Source organism: Mesomycoplasma ovipneumoniae, assembly GCF_035918255.1.
In the GTDB taxonomy this organism is placed as follows: domain Bacteria; phylum Bacillota_I; class Bacilli_A; order Mycoplasmatales; family Metamycoplasmataceae; genus Mesomycoplasma; species Mesomycoplasma ovipneumoniae_A.
Genome location: NZ_CP142136.1, coordinates 691756 through 709760, shown reverse-complemented (window position 1 = coordinate 709760; position 18005 = coordinate 691756). Strand labels below are relative to the sequence as shown.

Sequence of the window (18005 nt, the reverse complement as noted above, 5' to 3'; positions counted from 1 at the left end):
GGGTTTTTTTATAATTTTACCTCAAAATAAAATTCCTTAAATTTTTGAGGTACTAAAAAATTAATACTTATTTTTAAAGAAATAACTATTTTAAAAATTCATATTCAAATAAAATAGGAGCAATTTCTTCAAGATAATATTTTTTAAGCATTTGTTTGATAACCTCAATATTACCGTTTAATTCTGGATAGTCGTAAAGATATTTATTTGATTTTGTGCTGCCTATTAGTGTTTTTGTGTTTAGTTCTTCAATAATTTGGTACAAACCATATTTAAAATCAGGGCGGTAATTTCTAGTTTTGCTTGCCTGTTTAAGAATGCTAAATCATAAATTTTCAATTTCTAATTCTTCAGGGCTGCGATTATAATTTTTTAATGTATTTAGCGCTAATGTTGGCTTTTGATTTAAATTATCAAGGCATAAGTCGTTTAAATAAATTTTGTCTTTATTTTTGGGATCCTCAAGACTTCGAATATGATTTAAATTTGTTAAGGAAACAAAAAATAAATTTTTAAGTAAAAATTGTTTTAGTCTTGTTTGGGTTTTTAGATCTAATAAAAAACGATCAAACCCATCGCCGGTTTTTGCTAAATAATTTTTTGCTCAATCGTTATCAATTGTTTTATAAATAGCACTGCTAAAAGCAATTAAACCAACAAGAAAATTATTTTTGTTAATTCAAAACCCATTTTCATCGTAACTTTTAGCTCGTATTAAAGCGCTTGATCCAAAATGAAGTGAAAAACTTTTTGTTTGAATATACCCGATAAAATTTGGATCATCTAAATTTCTTGGTAATCCTCTTAAACTTTTTCCTGATTTTTTTGTAAAAAGTCCGTTATAATCACATGCAAGGGCCAAATCTGAATCTACTCTTTGGGGATCTGCTTTTTTGTATTTATAAATACTTTGGCTAAGTAAGGCATGAACTTTTTTTATTTTTACTTTGTTGATAAAAATAAGCTCGTCAGTTATTGTATCAATGTCAAATACTTCAACTTCGATTTGATTAAATTCTTTTTTTTCAAATTTTCACCAAATACAAGAGACAAAATCTTGGCCTGCGTGAAAATGTTTTCTGTTAAATCCAAAACCGCCACCAATTTTGCGATTGACAATATGTTGTCATTTAAAATATTTTACCGGACTAAAAACGATCAGAGCATCGCCTTTTTGGCGAATATAATATTTAAACGCGGATAAAATAAAATAATTAGCTAATTCATTCAATTGACTAGCTTTGAGGTCATTATCTTTTTTTATTTGTTGAACCACATAATAGTTTTGTCAACTTTCGCGCGATTCTTTTGCTGTTTTAAGTTTTTGCTGTTCCATTGAGGTTGGCTCAACATAAGGCGGATTTTCAAAAACAATTATTGAACATTTAGGATTATTAATATATTGAATTAGTATTTCATTTTTAATATATTCTTTGCTGAGTGCATTAGCTCCGTTTACAAAACCTTGCTGAAAAGTGTTATCATATTCAATTGGCGGGATAATATGTCTTACTTTGTCTCCTAATAGCTCAACCAAAACTTTATACTCATAGTACTCGTAAGTCGAGACAACAACATGCCTTAATTCTTCCTTTGTTAGCCATTTTTCTAAATTTCCTGTACCAGCACAGCGGTCTAAAATTATATAGTCGTTCCCTTCAGGAACTTCTGAAATTGCTGCTCGAAGTAATTCATAAGCTTTAATTACATAAGGTTTTGGCGTATAAAAGGCTCCTAAATTTTTTTGCTGGATTTTTGTATTTAACTGATCCATTAAATACTCAAAGCGAACATTGGAATCTTTTTTATAAGGATTTATATATTTAGCAAAAATATTAGGATCACGAATTTCGCCTAGAGTTCTAGTTTTTCCTGTATTATCGCCGATAAAATCTTGTTTAGTTTTTCCAGGATTTTCGCTAAAAAATTTATTAGCTCAGCCGACAATACAGTTTTCATCGATATTTATTTTGGTGTAGTGTTTTTCTTTGAGCAGAGCTATTAATTTTTCTTGATCAGCGCCTGAATTTAGATCTAATTCTTTTGGTTTTTTATCTGTATGGAATTCATTATTATTAGTACTCGCAGCACCAATATAAACTTTTTCAATGTGTTCTAAAAAGTCACTGGAATTATAAATATATGCTTGCCTTTTACTAAATTTACTAAATGAAATTAAAAGAATATTCTTAGGAACTGGGATTCCTTTAATTCTCATTCTTGATAAATATTTTATTGTCTGAAACAAAACGGCATTTAAACTATTAATTTTTACCTTAAATTCTAAAATATTTCCATTAATAATTCCGTCTGTATAATAATTTTGGATTTGATCAATTGAAAGATTTTTATCAACTCTTGGAAGATATGTGTTATAAAATTCTAATTGAAGAGCAAGTTCACCTTGCTCTCTCTCTCTCTCTCTCTCTCTCTCTCTCTCTGTGTGTGTGTGTGTGTGTTAAAATGTCTTTAGTATTTTCCATAAGTTCCTTGATTATAAATATGTTTTTTTATTTTTTAATATTAAAAAAATGAAATGTTTCAAGACCATTAATTGTGATCATCTATTACATCATTTAGATTATTTTTTTAATTAGAGTTGCAATTTTTTCGATAAATCAAATAAATTATAGAGATAATTCGATTATTTTATTTATTATACATTATTTACGGTTATTTTTTTAACTTTTTTAGCATTTCTAGCTTAATTTTTTACTTTTTTGAATTGTCCAAGAATTATTTATAAAGATAAAATAAATCTAAACTAAAAACAAAAAAAGGCTAATTTATCGCCTTATTTTTAGAATCATTAGTTCATACTTTTAAAAATGGCATCATAGCCCAAAGGTTTTATAGAATATACAATTATAAAAAAAGCAAGTTGAACAATATGGGGGAATGAAGCAAACAATAAAAATCTTTTAAATTCAAGATCAACTATTATAGTGGCTCTAAAAAATTCAACGCCTAATCAAAATATGAATAAAAGTAAACCATAATCAATAACAAAGTATATAAAATGGATAAAAAGAAAAACTTTTCAGTATTTTTCATCAATTTTTAATGTTTGGTGTTGACTATTAAATAAAAAAACTTGCAAAACTATTTGGGCATAATATCTAGAAAAAATTCTACCAGGAATAAATATGTCAACTCTACTTTCAAATGTTGCGAGAATATTTTGTATTATTTTGTTAGGATCTTTTTTATCAGTTTTACTTACCCCAGATCTAAAGTAAGTTACACGCCCTAAAGCAAATTCATAATATTTATTATAATCAAGGTCAGTTAAAAAATCAAATTTATTTTGCGGGTTTAGCCTACCTAATTTTTGTTTTACTTTTTTTGCTAAATAAAAATGGAATACTTTTTGCAAAAACCCACAAAAATACGTGTATGGAATATAAAAAATTAAATAAGTGCTTATTTCAAAAGCCAGTGTAATCAAATAATTATTAAAAATTTTAAGATATGGTGCCCTTAAAAAATCAATATTAGGACTTAAAATTAATGTTAAAACAACTACAAAAAAAGGTAGCGAAAAACTTATTAAGTAAAGTAATGCAAGTAAAAAATAATGCTTTTTTTGCTTATTAGGATTAAATTTAAAAACTAAAAAAGAAAAAAGTCTAAAATACAAAGCATTAGTCAAAAACGGCATTTTTGAAAATTCTTTTGGTATTTTAAGATTTAGAAATTTTTCAACTGTTGATCAAAAATGCATTTTAAATTTCCTTGAATAAAGTAGCGTAATTTATATAAAAAGTCTAAAAACTATATTGACTTACTTATAATTTGCCTTTTTTAAGTCGCTTAAAACTCAATTAAAGTAATTTTTAACTTTCAAATAGTCAATATGTTACTCACGTCTTTGGATGATAAAGAAGTCTAGGAATAAAAGTAAACCCCATCCCAGCAAACATTAATGCTATAACAAAAACGACTCCACTTTCAAAAAGTTCTTTATAAAGATCCTCAGTATTTGACTTGCTTCAAAGACCATATCCAAAAAACAGTCATATAGAGTATCATGAAAATATAAAATGTAGTGTTGTAAAAATAAAATAGATTATTAAAAAATATTTTCACTTTTTTTGATTTATTTTTAATTCTGAATTTTCAGAATTAAACAAAAAAATTTGCAAGATTATATGAGAATAATATCTGGCTACATAGCCTTCGGTGTATCAGTTGCTATTCTTTATTGACTTAATAATATTTTCAACATTTTGATCAGGCTTATATCAATTTTGCTGTTCAAAATAACGTGAATAAAGTTCTCTTTTACATGCAAATTTATAATATTTATCATAATCAAAGTTAGCTAAAAAGTCGAATTTATTTTCTGGATTTAGCCCGCCTAATTTTTGTTTCACTTTTTTTGTTAAATAAAAACTGAACATTTTTTGTAAAAAACTACAAACATATGAATAAGGGAAATAAAAAATTAAGTAAGTAATTATTTCAAACAAATGCATTAAAAAATACTTGTTAAAAATTTTCAAATAAAAAAATCTTAAAAAATCACCATTATGACTTAAACTCAGTACCGAAACAAGCACAAAAAAAGGAAACGGGTAGCTTATTAAGTAAAGTAAAACAAGAAAAAAATAATGCCTTCTTTTCTTGTTGGGGTTCAACCGATAAACTAAATAATAAAAAAGTCAAAAATACACAAGATTTGATAAAATCGGGATTATTGAAAATTTTTTTGGTATTTTAAGATTTAGAAATTTTTCAGTTCTTGACCAAAAGTTCATTTTATTAATTAACCTAAGGAAATAATTGTTTGGAAAAAATCTATTGTAGATAATGCAATTTTTTTTACCATCAGGTTTGTTTTTCTTATTAAATTGTTATTTAAAATTATTTTTCAAGTCTAAAAAACTAATTTTTTATTAGAATTTTTCAAAATTCAAACAAAATAAAAACGAGATTGCTGGTAAATTAATATACTAATTAAAAAAATTAGGCAATAATTTTTTTAATTTTTTCAACAAGATCTTTACTTCGAAATCCAATCTCATCAAGAATGTGTTCTGCTGGCGCTGACATTCCAAAGGTATCATGACCAAAATTGTATTTTGCATGTGCTTTTCAACCAAAAGTAGAAGCTAACTCGAGTGAAATTGCAAAATTTGGATCTCAAATTGGTGTGTTTTGTCAATTTGATAATGATATTAAATTGAGGTCTAATTCTTGAGCGACTTCTTTTGCCAGCCCTAACTCACTACCGGTGGCAATAATTGCTCATTTGGATTTGCTTTTTTGAGCTAAGTAGGCTCCAAATTTGAAATTATCTTTTGATTCAGTAAATGATTTGATATTTTGGCGAGTTAAAATTATTGCACAAGGTTTATCTTTGCTTTCAAGAGCAAGTTCGTAAGCTCCTTTTAGTTCATTTTCATCACCAGGACGATAGACAGCAAAATTAGGAACTGATCTAAGCATTGCAAGTTGTTCAATTGGCTGGTGGGTCGGTCCATCTTCGCCAACCATTAACGAGTCGTGAGTAAAAATGTAAGTTACTGGCAATTTCATTAATGATGAGAGTCTTAAGGCAGGTTTTAAATAGTCAGCAAACACAAAAAATGTTGAAACAAAAGGACGTAAAACTGAATGAAGGGCAATTCCGTTTGCAATTGCACTCATTGCAAATTCACGAACTCCAAACATTAAGTTTCGACCTTGATAATTTTGGTCACTAAAATAACCATCTGAACCTTTTGCTTTTGTTGAAACTGATAAATCAGCTGATCCACCGATTCAATAAGGAACATTTTTGGAAATATAATCAAGAACTAATGCTGATGTTGCACGGGTTGCCTGGTTTTTAGGAAGGTCTAAATCAATTTCCAAATTAATATTTTGACCTTTTTGTAAAAATTCTTCAAGTTCTGGAGAAATTTTAAAGGCTTCTTTTTTAGCTTGAGTTCTTTTTACAAGTGTTTTTTGCCAATGAGCACTAATTTCTGGGTCAAGATAAAAATTTTCTTCGTGTTTTCATTTAAGATTTTTCTTTAAATTAACAATGTCATTTCCTAGCGGGGCACCGTGAACTTCGGTAGTGTTTTGTTTAGTTGAACCTTGACCAATAACAGTTTTGATTTCAATAAAACTTGGTCTTCGGGAAGCTTTTGCTTTGGAAATTGCCCTGGAAATCAATTTTACATCATCTTTTGGCACCAATTGGTAAAATAAACCTTGAGATTCAATTCGTTGTTTCATATTTTCGCTAAAAACAACGCTTACTGGCGAGTCAAGTTGAATATCATTTGAGTCATACAAAACAATGAAATTTTTAAGTTTTAAGTGTCCAGCTAGTGAAAGTGACTCATAGGAAATTCCCTCCTGAAGATCGCCATCGCCGCAAATTACATATGTGTAGTGGTTAATTTCTTTGAATTTTGCATTTAAATGCGACTGAGCAAGGGCAATTCCAACGGCCATTGCAATTCCTTGACCAAGCGGACCAGTTGTTGCCTCAATTCCAACAGTGTGACCGTATTCTGGATGTCCAGGTGTTTTTGAATTTTTTTGCCGAAAATTCTCAAGATCTTCTTTTTTTAATAAACCTAAACTATATAAAAGTGAATAATAAAGCGAAGATGCATGACCTGCAGACAAAACAAAACGGTCGCGATTAATTCAGTTTGGATCACTGATGTCAAAATTTATATGATCACGAAAAAGTGCATAAACCATTTTTGAAGCACTAATTGCAACACCAGGGTGACCAGAATTTGCCTTATTTATTGCTTCGTTACTGTGAATTCTTAAGGAATTTACACCTAATTCTTCAAGATATTTAAACTTTTTGTTGAATTTCTTAACTTTTTCTTTTGTTTCCAATTCTGCTGCGTTAGTTATTTTAGTGTCTTTAATCATTTTATTGTCCTCCTCTTGAAACATATTTTCCTTCTTCAGTTGAGACAACTATAATTTCGTCTTCTTTAATAAATAAAGGAACATCAATTTCAAAACCAGTTTCTAATGTTGCTCTTTTTGTCGGATTTGTTGTTGTGTTACCTTTTACGGCATCAAATGTTGAGGCAACTTTTAATTCAATTTTTGGCGGAAGTTCAATATCTAAAATTTCATCATTAAATTTACGCAATTTTACCTTAACACCTTCAGATAAAAAATTGAGTTCTCAGGCTATTTTTTCATTATCAATACTAATTTGCTCATAAGTTGAATCATCCATCAAAACACTATTTTGACCTTCATTATAAAGAAAAACCATTGTAATTTTGTCAATACGAGCTTTTTGAACTCTTTCACCACCTGAAAATGTTTTGATAGTGGTAGATCCTGAGCGAAGATTTTTAACTTTTGCTTTTACGTTCGCTTGTCCGCGACCTTGTTTTGAATGTTGAGCTGAAATTACGACAAAAATTTCACCTTCAAATTCAAAGGTGATTCCAGGTCGAAATTCATTAACATTAATCATCTTACCGCCTCCTAAACTTGAAATAATAGCAATTATACCATAAAATTGCATTTTAGAAAGTGATTAAATTTAAAAATATAAAGTATGTTAAATTTAAAACAGCAAAAAACACTATAAAATCAAGTTTAGTAATTTATGTGCTTTTTAAGTGTGTTTTTTCAAAATTTGGTTGAATATAAACCTGACTAGAAAAGCGGGGAAAAATTTGTCTGTTTAGTCTTTTTAATTGATTTTTAATGATATTTTAAATTAAAAATCAATTAAAAAAATTGAAAAAATGCTGTAAATTACAAGGTTTTTTACTTTTTGCTTATAAAGTCAAAGTTTTCTTCTTGAGTTTCCCAGTTTGATGGCAAAAATTCACTTTTTGATGAATACAAATATGCAAAAATACCTGTAAATCCGGGTTTTTTAGTCTAAAATCTTAATTTTTATTATTTTAAAATTAACCTTTTCAAAAAAAAAAAAAAATACTTGGTTTAAAATTAAATTATGCTATAATGAATCTCACTTAAGAATAATTAATAAATTTGGATTTTAGAATTAAGGGGGAATTAGTTATGTTTTTGCCATAAAAAAATCAGAAAATGCGAATTTTCCATTATGTTTTTAATATAATGGAATGCCTTAAATTTAACCGTTTAGAAATCTATAAATTTATGGCTTTTAGTTATTGTTCTTTCAAAACTTCATATATTTTTTTAGGCTCAATTTAAATAAAAACGAGTTTTCTATTTACATTGAGTTTAAATAGTAGTTGTATTTTTTTATGATTTTTGTTGTTTTATCATAAATTGATTTTTGCCAGTGTTTAGATATTTTATAATTTTGCTTTTTAAGTGTGTTTTTTCAAAATTTGGTTGAATATAAACCTGACTAGAAAAGCGGGAAAAAATTTGTCTGTTTAACCTTCTTAATTGATTTTTTAATGATATTTTCAATTAAAAAATCAATTAAAAAAATTGAAAAAATTCTATAAATTACAAGGTTTTTTGAGAATATTATGTTTTTAACTACTCCAAATACAAAGTAGCGTAAATAAGAGACAAAAGATAATACAAACTGTAAGTGTCAAGCAAAAAATCGTTGAAAATGTGATTAATAAAGTCATCAGGGGTTTTTATGTATGTTGGAAAATCAACATACATAAAATTTCAGTCACATTTGTAAGTAAAATAGATCGCATTTCCCGAGGACTCAATGGTAACATCCAAAACTTTAACGCCATCACGGTCAAAATATCTTTTTAATGAAAGTTCCATTGCAAGAGGTGTATACATTTTTCTGATTTTCAATCTGTCATTTGATTCTGGATTAAAAATCTGGTTAAATTCTTCGTTTTCAAGTTTGATTTTGTCTTTTTGAGAAAATCAACCCCTTGGTTTTAGAAGTTTAAAATCAAATGCCTTTTCACCTAAAATTGAAGTATCAATTTTTAAAATTCCAGTAAAACTTTCCTTTGTCACAGTTTCTTTGTTTCTTTTTTCTTCTCATTGTCAGTGGACATTTGTAAAACTAACATGGAATTTTTCATCAATTAATAATTCTTTCAGAGGTCTAATTTCACTAATTCAAGCCTTTGATGAGCCAATGATTTGAACAGGAGTAAGATTGCTAATTTCATTTCTTGAAATTAGAATGTTGTTGTTAATTTGGTCATTAAAACCTAAATAATCCATTCCTTTATCTAAAATTGAAAAGGCAGCTTTGTAAGCAACTTCTGGCTTAAAACTATCTACGAGGTCTTTTGAAATTTCATCGGTGATTGACCTAATTTGCTTTTTTTTGACTCGTAAGTAAGAAGTAGAAGCAATTGCAATTATTCCGGGAATAGCTACTAAAATGACGCCAGTAAAATTTTTATGGTAAATGAGATGAACAATAATAGCAATCGTAGTTAAAACGGATGAAATTGACAAGACAATATTAAGTGTTTTTGCCACACTTTGTAATCCAGCAAGCTTTTCAACAGTCTTTGAATGTTTTTTCTTGATAATTTCGTCTAATTTGGGGTGAAATTCCTCTTTTGCCTTGTTTTTATAGTCTTCAAATTTAAAATAATCACTTATTATTTTCATTTTTACTCCTTGGTCAATTTTAAAAGGAATTATATAAAAATACTCTTTTTTTTCACTTTTTAATTATTTTTCAATAAAAATAGCTAAAAAGTGCTATAAACTACAAGGTTTTTTTATTTTTTGCTTATAAAGTCAAAGTTTTTTTAGACTTTTCAAATGCGGTTTATTATCAGTTTGTCTAACTCAAAATTAGTGGACTAATCTAACTTATATTAATAATAAAAAAATAAGACAAATAATCTCAAAAAATCTGAAGAATTAATTTAAGCAAATATTTCTTAGATTTAAAAGGATATTATTTGTCTAAAAGTGTATTTTTTAAATTTTTATTGTTTGAATTGTAAATCTATTGAGAAATTATGTCTGTTTATAGGAGTTTTTTTGCAGTGGTTGATTTTTAATAAGAAATTAAAAATCTTTAAATGATACATCTTGACGATTTTGGTTACTTGTGCTAAACATTGGGTAGGTTGTTAAATTCATCGAAGATGCAACAATTGAAGAAGGAAAGACAAAAATTTCGGTGTTAAAAGAATTAACATTACTATTATAAAGTCGTCTTGCAGCCGCTAATTCTCTTTCTAAATAGGAGGTTTGCTCAATTAATTCTTGATAAATTTTTGATGCTTGCAATTCTGGGTAATTTTCACTTACTGCAATTAGTCTACCAAATAATGAGTTGTTTAAATTTTCAATTTCTTGAGCATTTTCTATGTTTGATTTTAAACTTCGCAATCTTGTAATATCGCTTAAAATTGATTTTTCATATTCACGATAGGAACGAACTTGGTCAGCTAATTTCAATAAAGTTGCGCTACGTTGCTCAAGTTGAACCTCGATTGTACCAGCTGATTCATTGATTAAATTCTGTTGGCGCATAAAATTATTTTTTTGCGAAATGTAATAAATTGGAGCAATAAATAAAAATAAAGTCCCCAAAGTTCAAAATGCAACTTTAGCTGCTGTTGAAACAGTCGGTTTTTTAGAGTCATTATCAATTCGAGGCTCAAATCCTTCGATATTTCCAGCATTTTTAGGGTTGTATAAATTTGACATTTTTTTCCTTTAAATACTAATTAAATTACAAATTATACCATATTTTTTTCAAAAATATGATGTTTTTACTAATCCAAATACAAAGTAACGTAAATAAGACACAAAAGATAATATAAACTGTAAGTGTCAAGCAAAAAATCCTTGAAAATGTGATTAATAAAGTCATCAGGGGTTTTTATTGATGTTGGAAAATCAACATACATAAAATTTCAGTCGCATTTGTAAGTAAAATAGATAGCATCACCTGAAGATTCAATGGTAACATCCATAACTTTAACACCTTCACGGTCAAAATATCTTTTTAGTGAAAGTTCCATCGCAAGTGGTGTATACATTTTTCTGATTTTAAATCTATCATTTGATTCTGGATTAAAAACCTTGTTAAATTCCTCGTTTTCAAGTTTGATTTTGTCTTTTTGAGAAAATCAGCCGCTTGGTTTTAAAAGTTTAAAGTCAAATGCCTTTTCACCTAAAATTGAAGTATCAATCTTTAAAATTCCAGTAAAACTTTCCCTTGTTACAGTTTCATTTTTTCTTCATTCTTTTCATTGTCAGCGGACATTTGTAAAACTAACGTGGAATTTTTCATCAATTAATAATTCCTTCAGAGGTCTAACTTCACTAATTTTAGCCTTTGATGACCCAATTATTTCCGCAGGAGTAAGACTGCTAATTTCATTTTTTGAAATTTGAATGCTGTTACTAGGTTGGCCATTAAAACCTAAATAATCCATTCCTTTATCTAAAATCGAAAAGGCAGCTTTGTAAGCAACTTCTGGTTTAAAATCTTCTAGGACATCTTTTGAAACTTCATTGGTGATTTTCCTAATTTCCCTTTTTTTGACTCCTAAGTAAAAAGTAGAAGCAACTGCAATTATTCCGAGAATAATTAAAAAAATGATGCCACCAATCCCTAGATGGTAATTCATAGTAACAAAAAAAACAAGTCCAGTTAAAAAAACTGAAATTACCGAGACAATATTAAGTGTTTTTGTCATACTTTGTATTCCAGCAAGTTTTTCAAGAGTCTTTGAATGTTTTTTCTTGATAATTTCGTCTAATTTAGGACGAAATTCCTCTTTTGCCTTGATTTTATAGTCTTCAAATTTAAAATAATCATTTATTATTTTCATTTTTACTCCTTGGTTCAATTTTAAAAGGAATTATTATAAAAATACTTTTTTTTAATCCACTTTTTAGTTATTTTCCAATAAAAATAGCTAAAAAAGTGGCTAATTTAGTGAAAAATTCAGACAGCTAGTTTTTTATCTATAGTTTTGATTTTACCACTTTTATCAATTTTTTTTAGTAATTTATTAGTAATTATTGCACTTTTTCCTTTGATTTTACAATAAAATATACATGTAAATTTTTAAAATTCAAAATTATAAAATTTTTTTGCACTTTAGCATTAATAATTTAAAAATTAATAGTATAATATAGTATTTTTAAATTTAAGTTAAAGTGTCTGTAAAACATTATTGCTTTATTTAAATTCTTTGTTTTTCAAAGTAAAAAAATAAAAAACAGACCAAAAAAGGAAAAAAATGTTCAAAAATATAAAAAAAATTGCAAAATTAAGGCTTCTTCCAATAGCTTCTGTACTGCCAGTTTTTATTGTCTTATCATGCCAACATACAAATCAAACAGCTCCTGAAACTAAAAAAGGTTCCCAATCTAGTCAAGAAGATAAAAATAAACCCGTAAAAATGGACACTCAAAAAGAAACAACAACTAGAAAAACCAACCAAACAATCGACTTTCATTCTGCTCCATTTAATATTCCAAAAAAAGATAATGTCAAAATTCGAACCTTATTATTTTCAGCTGCAAGAAGTGAAAATAGGCTAAATAGTGAAGGTGTTTTCCGTTTCCAATTGCATCACTCACCGGTAAAAGGTGTAACAGGAAAATGAAGTGCCTATGCTAGTGAGGTAAAATCATTAACTGATAATACTTTAGTTGATCCTTTGAAAGTTAAGGTCGCTCGTACAACCGCAATTGAAGGTGATAATATTGAATTTCCTTTAGTTTTTCGATGAGATGAGCAAGATCAAAAACTAGAAAAAGGTAAATTTTACACATTTATTTTCTGAAAAGATGATGGTTCAGAAAAAATTGTTTTTAAACCAGAACATGTTGAAAATAGTAGAGATACTTTTCAAGCAATTGAGTAAAATTTCAAAGATTTTCAAAATAAAGACCGCATTTAGCGGTTTTTATTTTTGCAAAAAACAAGGAAAATTAAATCCTGAGTTTGACAGTTTGATGGTAAAAATTCACTTTTTATGAATACAAATATGCAAAAATACCTGTAAATCAGTGGTTTTTGACCTAAAACCTTAATTTTTATAATTTTAAAATTAAGATTTTGCAAAAAAAAAAAAAAAATGCTTGCTCTAAGAAAAAATTCTGTTATAATAAAGCTCACTTAAGAATAATTAATAAATTTTTGATATTGAATTAAGGAGGAATTAAGAATGTTTTTTCACAATAAACTCAGATAATGCCATTTTTCCATTATGGCTTTAAATTTAATGGAATGCCTTAAATTTAACCGTTTAGAAATCTACAAATTTAAGGCTTTTAATTATTGGTTCTTTCAAAACTTCATATATTTTTTTAGGCTCAATGTAAGTAAAAATGAGTTTTCTATTTACATTGAGTTTAAATAGTAGTTGTATTTTTTATGATTTTTGCTGTTTTATCCATAAATTGATTTTGCAGTGTTTTAAAATAGGTAATTAACTTTTGCCAAAAAAGTTAAAAAGTGCCCAAAACTAAACTAGGACAAAAAAAATTAACAGTTTAATATTATTGTAACATCATAGCATATTGCTGTGGTGTTTTTCAATTTAAAATTGATTGAATTCTATAGTTGTTGTATCAATATATATAATCTGCAATTATTTTTTTCAGATCTTCAAAAGTTATTTTACTGTAGTTTAACTCGTTTAAGCATTCACTTTTTATAATTGAAAATCAATATTCAGCCTCCCTATTATCCAAAGAATTTCCTATGCGAGACAATGAAACAGTTCCTCCCATTTTATTTATTTTGTCAATATAGGTTTTTGAAGTGTATTGAAATCCATGGTCTGAATGAATAACAAAATTTTTATCAATAGACCTAAATGTCTTTATATTATCCATAACTAAATTAAGATCATTGCTTACAGATAATTTAAAATCTCTGATTTTTTTAGTTTTATGCTCAATTATTACAGACAAAAATACATGGCTTTCCTTAACATCTCTGGGAGCTTTTATATATGTAATATCAGTAGCAAAAATATTTCTATTTAATTTATCATTGTAGTCGCGTTTAACAATATCCGGCAGTGCGAATTTGGTGTTCTTAATTTCGCTCTTTCTTCTTTTTTTTCTAATTTTGCATACTAAATTCAATCTTTTTAAATGTCTGCCAAGACTTCGAGGGTGAATGTCAATATTATATTTCATAGAAATATAAGCACTCAACCTTATGCGACCATATCTACCTTTGTTATCAAGAAAGGATTTTTTAATTATTGCATCATTTTTGTGTTCCCTTACTTTTATAACTCTAGTTTTAGATTTTGCCACTGATTGCCTGCATACATTAAAAATTTTTGCAGATTTGCTATAAGGAATATTTAGTGTTTTGGCTTCACTAATTTTTCCTGATTTTAATTTATCTTTATTGATTTCGTAATATCTCTTAGCTATTTCTATTAATTCTTCTTTTGTAAATTCGTTTCAATCAGGTTCAATTGGTTTTTTACGTTTGCCACTCCCTGGCTTTCTGTTCGCGCCTTTTTTATCTAATAATTGATCTTGCATACCATTATTATAATACCGAATAATTTTTTTGATTCTTCGAAGTAGTTGTGTTCTGGTTATAAAATTTGTTTCTGGCGAAATATCATTTATATAATTTATTGTTTGTTTTAATCCAAATTCATTGTAAATTTTATAAATCATATCAAACTCGTCTTTTATAAAGTGCCTTGACATTAGTATTCTCCGTTTTGTTGCATTTGAAAATTTAAAAAAGCTAACACATTGGGTGTTAGCTTTCTCCTAAACTCGGACAAAAAAAGCCAACACCTTTAGTGTTAATTTTTTTTGTCCTGGTTTAAACCGGACACTTTTTAAGATAATCTCATCAAACTGGCAAACTCGGGTAAAACAAAGAAAATTAAATTATTTTGTTTATTAAAATTAGCGCATTTTCGGCTTGAAATTCAATTGGTTTTTCAATTTGTCCTGATATTAATATGGCATCAAATGGTTTAAAAAGAGCATCATTAATTTTTCCATGACCAGAAATTATAATAATTTCATACCAAAAAACATCATTTTGGGGCAAAAGTAAAAATTTTTGGCTAATTTTTACTTTTTCAAGGTTAAAAAATTTATTTTTAACTAAGGATTGTTGGGTTTTTTTGTTGTCATGAATAATTTTTGGACTTAATTTTGGTTTTATTGCAACTTTTGCAAGTTCAAAATGAAGTTCTCTTTTTTGCCCGTTAGAGTCAAGTCGATCAAAGTCAAAAATTCGAAAAGTTAAGTCTGAATTTTGCTGAATTTCATAAACAAGGGCGCCTTGAGGAATAGAATGAACAAGTCCGGCGCTAATATAGGCAAAATCATTTTTTTCAAGATTAGAAAAATTACAGTGTTTGTCGATATTTTCGTTGTTAATTTCTGTAATTTTCTCAGCAAAATCGTTTGATTTTGCACCAATTATAAAAGGATCATCGCCTTTGTTTAGCACAAATCAAGCCTCATCTTTGCCAAAAGAATTTAATTTTTTAGCTATTTTATTATCAGGATGAACTTGCAGACTCAGTTTTTGGCCAGCATCAATAATTTTATGAAGATTTGGGTAAGTTTTATGTGGATAAAAACCAAAAAATTGGGGGTTTTGGGCAAAAAATTCGTCTAAATTTTGCCCACTGACGCGTGAAAGACCGTGTTTTTGAGCTGAAATTAGTCAAAGTTCGCCAATTTTTTGGCTAGATTTTAGCTGATTTTGTAAATTTTGCCCAGCTCATAAAGTATTTTTTTGGTATGGTTCAACAAAAACAAAATAATCTTTCATTTAATTAGACTGACCTAATTTTTTGTTAAAAACATCATTTCCGATAAATGCTGATAAAATAAGTCCTAAAATTCCCATAACTAGTAAAAATACGCCATAAACAAAACCTTGACTTGGTAGCGCTTCTTTTTTGGCAATTGTTGCGCTAATAAATTCTTGGTGTGCCGAAATATTTAAACTAATAAGGATAATTCCAAAAATAAGTACAGCTAAGGCCAAAAAAATCACAATATAAAACAGTTTTTTATTATCTATTTTCTTAATTTTCATTATTTAACTCCTTTTTTGTGATTTTTTCGTGCTAAATTGCTAAAAATATTAAAATTGCGATCTTTTCAAAATCCATAAATTAGAGCTGTAGTAAAACTTCCGACAATAACTGACAAGAAGAAAAAGGCAATTCCAAGACCAATTCCGTGTTTTATTGAACCAACAGCACCAAGAATTGCAACAATTGGTCCCCCATGTCCGGCTTGATTTGTAACTGCAAGAACTCCAGCAAGTCCACCAGCAACTGCTGAACCGATAACATTAGCACTAATTACCCGTTTTGGATCAGCAATTGCAAAAGGAATAGCACCTTCAGAAATTCCAATAAATCCCATAATTATAGCTGAAAGTCCGAGTGATTTTTCTTCTTTTGTAAATTTTCTACGTCAAATTAAGGTTGTAATTCCCATTCCAATTGGTGCAACTGGTATTGCAGCTGCCATCATCCCCATTGGTTCATAAACTTGAGTTGAAACAAGTGCTGTTGAAGTTAAAAAAGCAACCTTATTTACTGGACCACCCATGTCAAATCCGGCCATTCCACCAAGTAAAAGACCTAGAAGAAAGGCAACACCAACACCAATTCCGTCTTTATTTTCAAAAACATGTTTTAATCCAGCGATTAATTTGTCAAGCACTCAACCAATAGGAGCGCCAATTAAGAAAATTACGACTAAAGATCAAAATAAACTGACTCCAATTGGAATTACAAAAATTGGTAAAATTGCACTTAAAGATTTTTGGATTTTTAGTGAGTTAATGAATTTAACACTGTAACCAACAAGAATTCCAAAAATTACTGCGCCAATAAATCCCATCGGTGTCTGAACAGAAATTCCACCAATTCCATAGAATAAATCGGCCGAATTACCGACAGTTGCAACAATAAATCCAGGTGCAAGTGCGGCCCGTCCGGCAATTGAGTAGGCAATGTAGCCTCCTAAAACACCGATCATTAATTTAAAGGCAATTACCCCAATTTCGAGCATTCATCATAGAAAATCACCTTTTGGCGCTGCTTCGGCATTACCATAAATGGCTTTTCCAATTCCTAACGAAAGGGCGATCATAATTCCACCAAAAACAACATAAGGAATCATGTAGGAAATTCCGGTGATAATATGTTTAACAACGCTAGTTCGATTTTCTTGATTTTGGGTTTGTTTTTTTTGTTTATTATGCAAAATTGGTGCTTTTTTTGCTTTTTGAATTACACTTTCAGTTTCATGGATTGCGGCTTTAGTGCTTGTAAAATAGACCTTTTTTTGGTCAAAAATTGAACTGTCAATTTCAAGATCGCTGGCAACTATAACAAATTCGGCTTGATCAATATCTTCTTTTGTTAAAACATTTTTAGGCCCAACTGATCCGCGAGTTTCAATTTTGGGAATATAACCATTTTGTTTTAGTCCCATTTCTAATTTTTCAGCGGCTAAATAAGTGTGAGCAATTCCAACAGTACAAGATGTGATTCCAACAACTTTTTTTGCATTTATGGGAATTTTTTGGGAATTTGTCTCGTGATTTTCCACCTGGTCTTTTTCAAAAATAAACTTTGAAATGTTATCAAAAATAACATTTTCGTCTTTAGATAAAATTATTTCTTTAATTTCGGGATTAAGAATAATTCGGGCAACTTTTTCCAGAATTTCGACTTGATTTTGTTCAAAACCAGACTTTGGCAACAAAATACAGAAAATAAATTTTGCCTTAGAATCATCAAAATTTTGTCAATCAAGCCCAGATTTTAGACTTAAAAACAGTAGTGCCGGCTTTTCAATAGCACTACTTTGAGCATGAGGGATTGCAAAATTTGACTCAAGTCCGGTAGAAATTTCATTTTCACGAGCCAAAAGATCATCAAAGATTTTATTTTTTTCAGTTCCAATTCCAAGACTGACTGCTTTTTGAGCAATAAATTCAAAAACTTCTTCTTTTGAATTAAGATCTTGGTCTAAAAAAATAAAATCTTTTGAAAAAATACTCATAAAAACCTTCCTTTCTTTTATTTTATATACTTAAATAATGGATTATTTAGTCAAAAATAAAAGAAAAATAAAAA

The 18005-nt window shown here is 28.3% G+C and carries 13 protein-coding genes; 1 reads left to right on the top strand and 12 read right to left on the bottom strand.

Annotation, left to right across the window (positions count from 1 at the left end; translation table 4 throughout):
* Positions 1-85: 85 nt before the first annotated feature.
* The 8 genes from U3G01_RS02480 to U3G01_RS02445 all read right to left on the bottom strand — a co-directional run bounded on the left by U3G01_RS02480 (position 86) and on the right by U3G01_RS02445 (position 11720).
* Positions 86-2218 (bottom strand): hypothetical protein, encoded by a 2133-nt coding sequence (locus U3G01_RS02480; RefSeq protein WP_255030724.1) that lies wholly within the window; start codon positions 2216-2218, stop codon positions 86-88.
* Positions 2219-2809: 591 nt separating this feature from the next.
* Complete coding sequence (locus tag U3G01_RS02475) at positions 2810-3724, bottom strand: hypothetical protein (RefSeq protein WP_255030725.1); 915 nt, start codon at positions 3722-3724, stop codon at positions 2810-2812.
* 112 nt (positions 3725-3836) lie between these two features.
* Complete coding sequence (locus tag U3G01_RS02470; RefSeq protein WP_255030726.1) at positions 3837-4376, bottom strand: hypothetical protein; 540 nt, start codon at positions 4374-4376, stop codon at positions 3837-3839.
* Positions 4377-4968: 592 nt separating this feature from the next.
* Positions 4969-6888 (bottom strand): transketolase, encoded by a 1920-nt coding sequence (locus U3G01_RS02465; RefSeq protein ID WP_255030728.1) that lies wholly within the window; start codon positions 6886-6888, stop codon positions 4969-4971.
* A 1-nt stretch (position 6889) separates the two neighbouring features.
* Positions 6890-7453: an elongation factor P gene (efp, locus tag U3G01_RS02460; protein ID WP_010320807.1), complete on the bottom strand. Its 564-nt coding sequence runs from the start codon at positions 7451-7453 to the stop codon at positions 6890-6892.
* Positions 7454-8466: 1013 nt separating this feature from the next.
* On the bottom strand, positions 8467-9531 hold the full coding sequence (locus U3G01_RS02455; protein WP_255030730.1) for a DUF3137 domain-containing protein: 1065 nt from the start codon (positions 9529-9531) through the stop codon (positions 8467-8469).
* Between the two features lie 408 nt (positions 9532-9939).
* Positions 9940-10587 (bottom strand): LemA family protein, encoded by a 648-nt coding sequence (locus tag U3G01_RS02450; protein ID WP_069096855.1) that lies wholly within the window; start codon positions 10585-10587, stop codon positions 9940-9942.
* Positions 10588-10655: 68 nt separating this feature from the next.
* Positions 10656-11720: a DUF3137 domain-containing protein gene (locus U3G01_RS02445; protein WP_255030731.1), complete on the bottom strand. Its 1065-nt coding sequence runs from the start codon at positions 11718-11720 to the stop codon at positions 10656-10658.
* A 414-nt stretch (positions 11721-12134) separates the two neighbouring features.
* Here U3G01_RS02445 and U3G01_RS02440 point away from each other — a divergent pair, with 414 nt between their 5' ends.
* Complete coding sequence (locus U3G01_RS02440) at positions 12135-12764, top strand: hypothetical protein (protein ID WP_069099059.1); 630 nt, start codon at positions 12135-12137, stop codon at positions 12762-12764.
* A gap of 637 nt (positions 12765-13401) precedes the next feature.
* Here U3G01_RS02440 and U3G01_RS02435 read toward each other — a convergent pair.
* The 4 genes from U3G01_RS02435 to U3G01_RS02420 form a co-directional block, all read right to left on the bottom strand.
* Positions 13402-14583, bottom strand: a complete 1182-nt coding sequence (locus U3G01_RS02435) for an IS3 family transposase (RefSeq protein ID WP_326564822.1) — start codon at positions 14581-14583, stop codon at positions 13402-13404.
* A gap of 184 nt (positions 14584-14767) precedes the next feature.
* Positions 14768-15673, bottom strand: a complete 906-nt coding sequence (locus tag U3G01_RS02430) for a type I phosphomannose isomerase catalytic subunit (protein WP_255031186.1) — start codon at positions 15671-15673, stop codon at positions 14768-14770.
* Positions 15674-15943, bottom strand: coding sequence for a hypothetical protein (locus U3G01_RS02425; RefSeq protein ID WP_010320798.1), 270 nt, complete (start codon positions 15941-15943; stop codon positions 15674-15676).
* Positions 15943-17931, bottom strand: a complete 1989-nt coding sequence (locus U3G01_RS02420) for a PTS fructose transporter subunit IIABC (RefSeq protein WP_255031184.1) — start codon at positions 17929-17931, stop codon at positions 15943-15945. The genes U3G01_RS02425 and U3G01_RS02420 overlap by 1 nt, the downstream gene beginning before the upstream one ends.
* Positions 17932-18005: the final 74 nt, after the last annotated feature.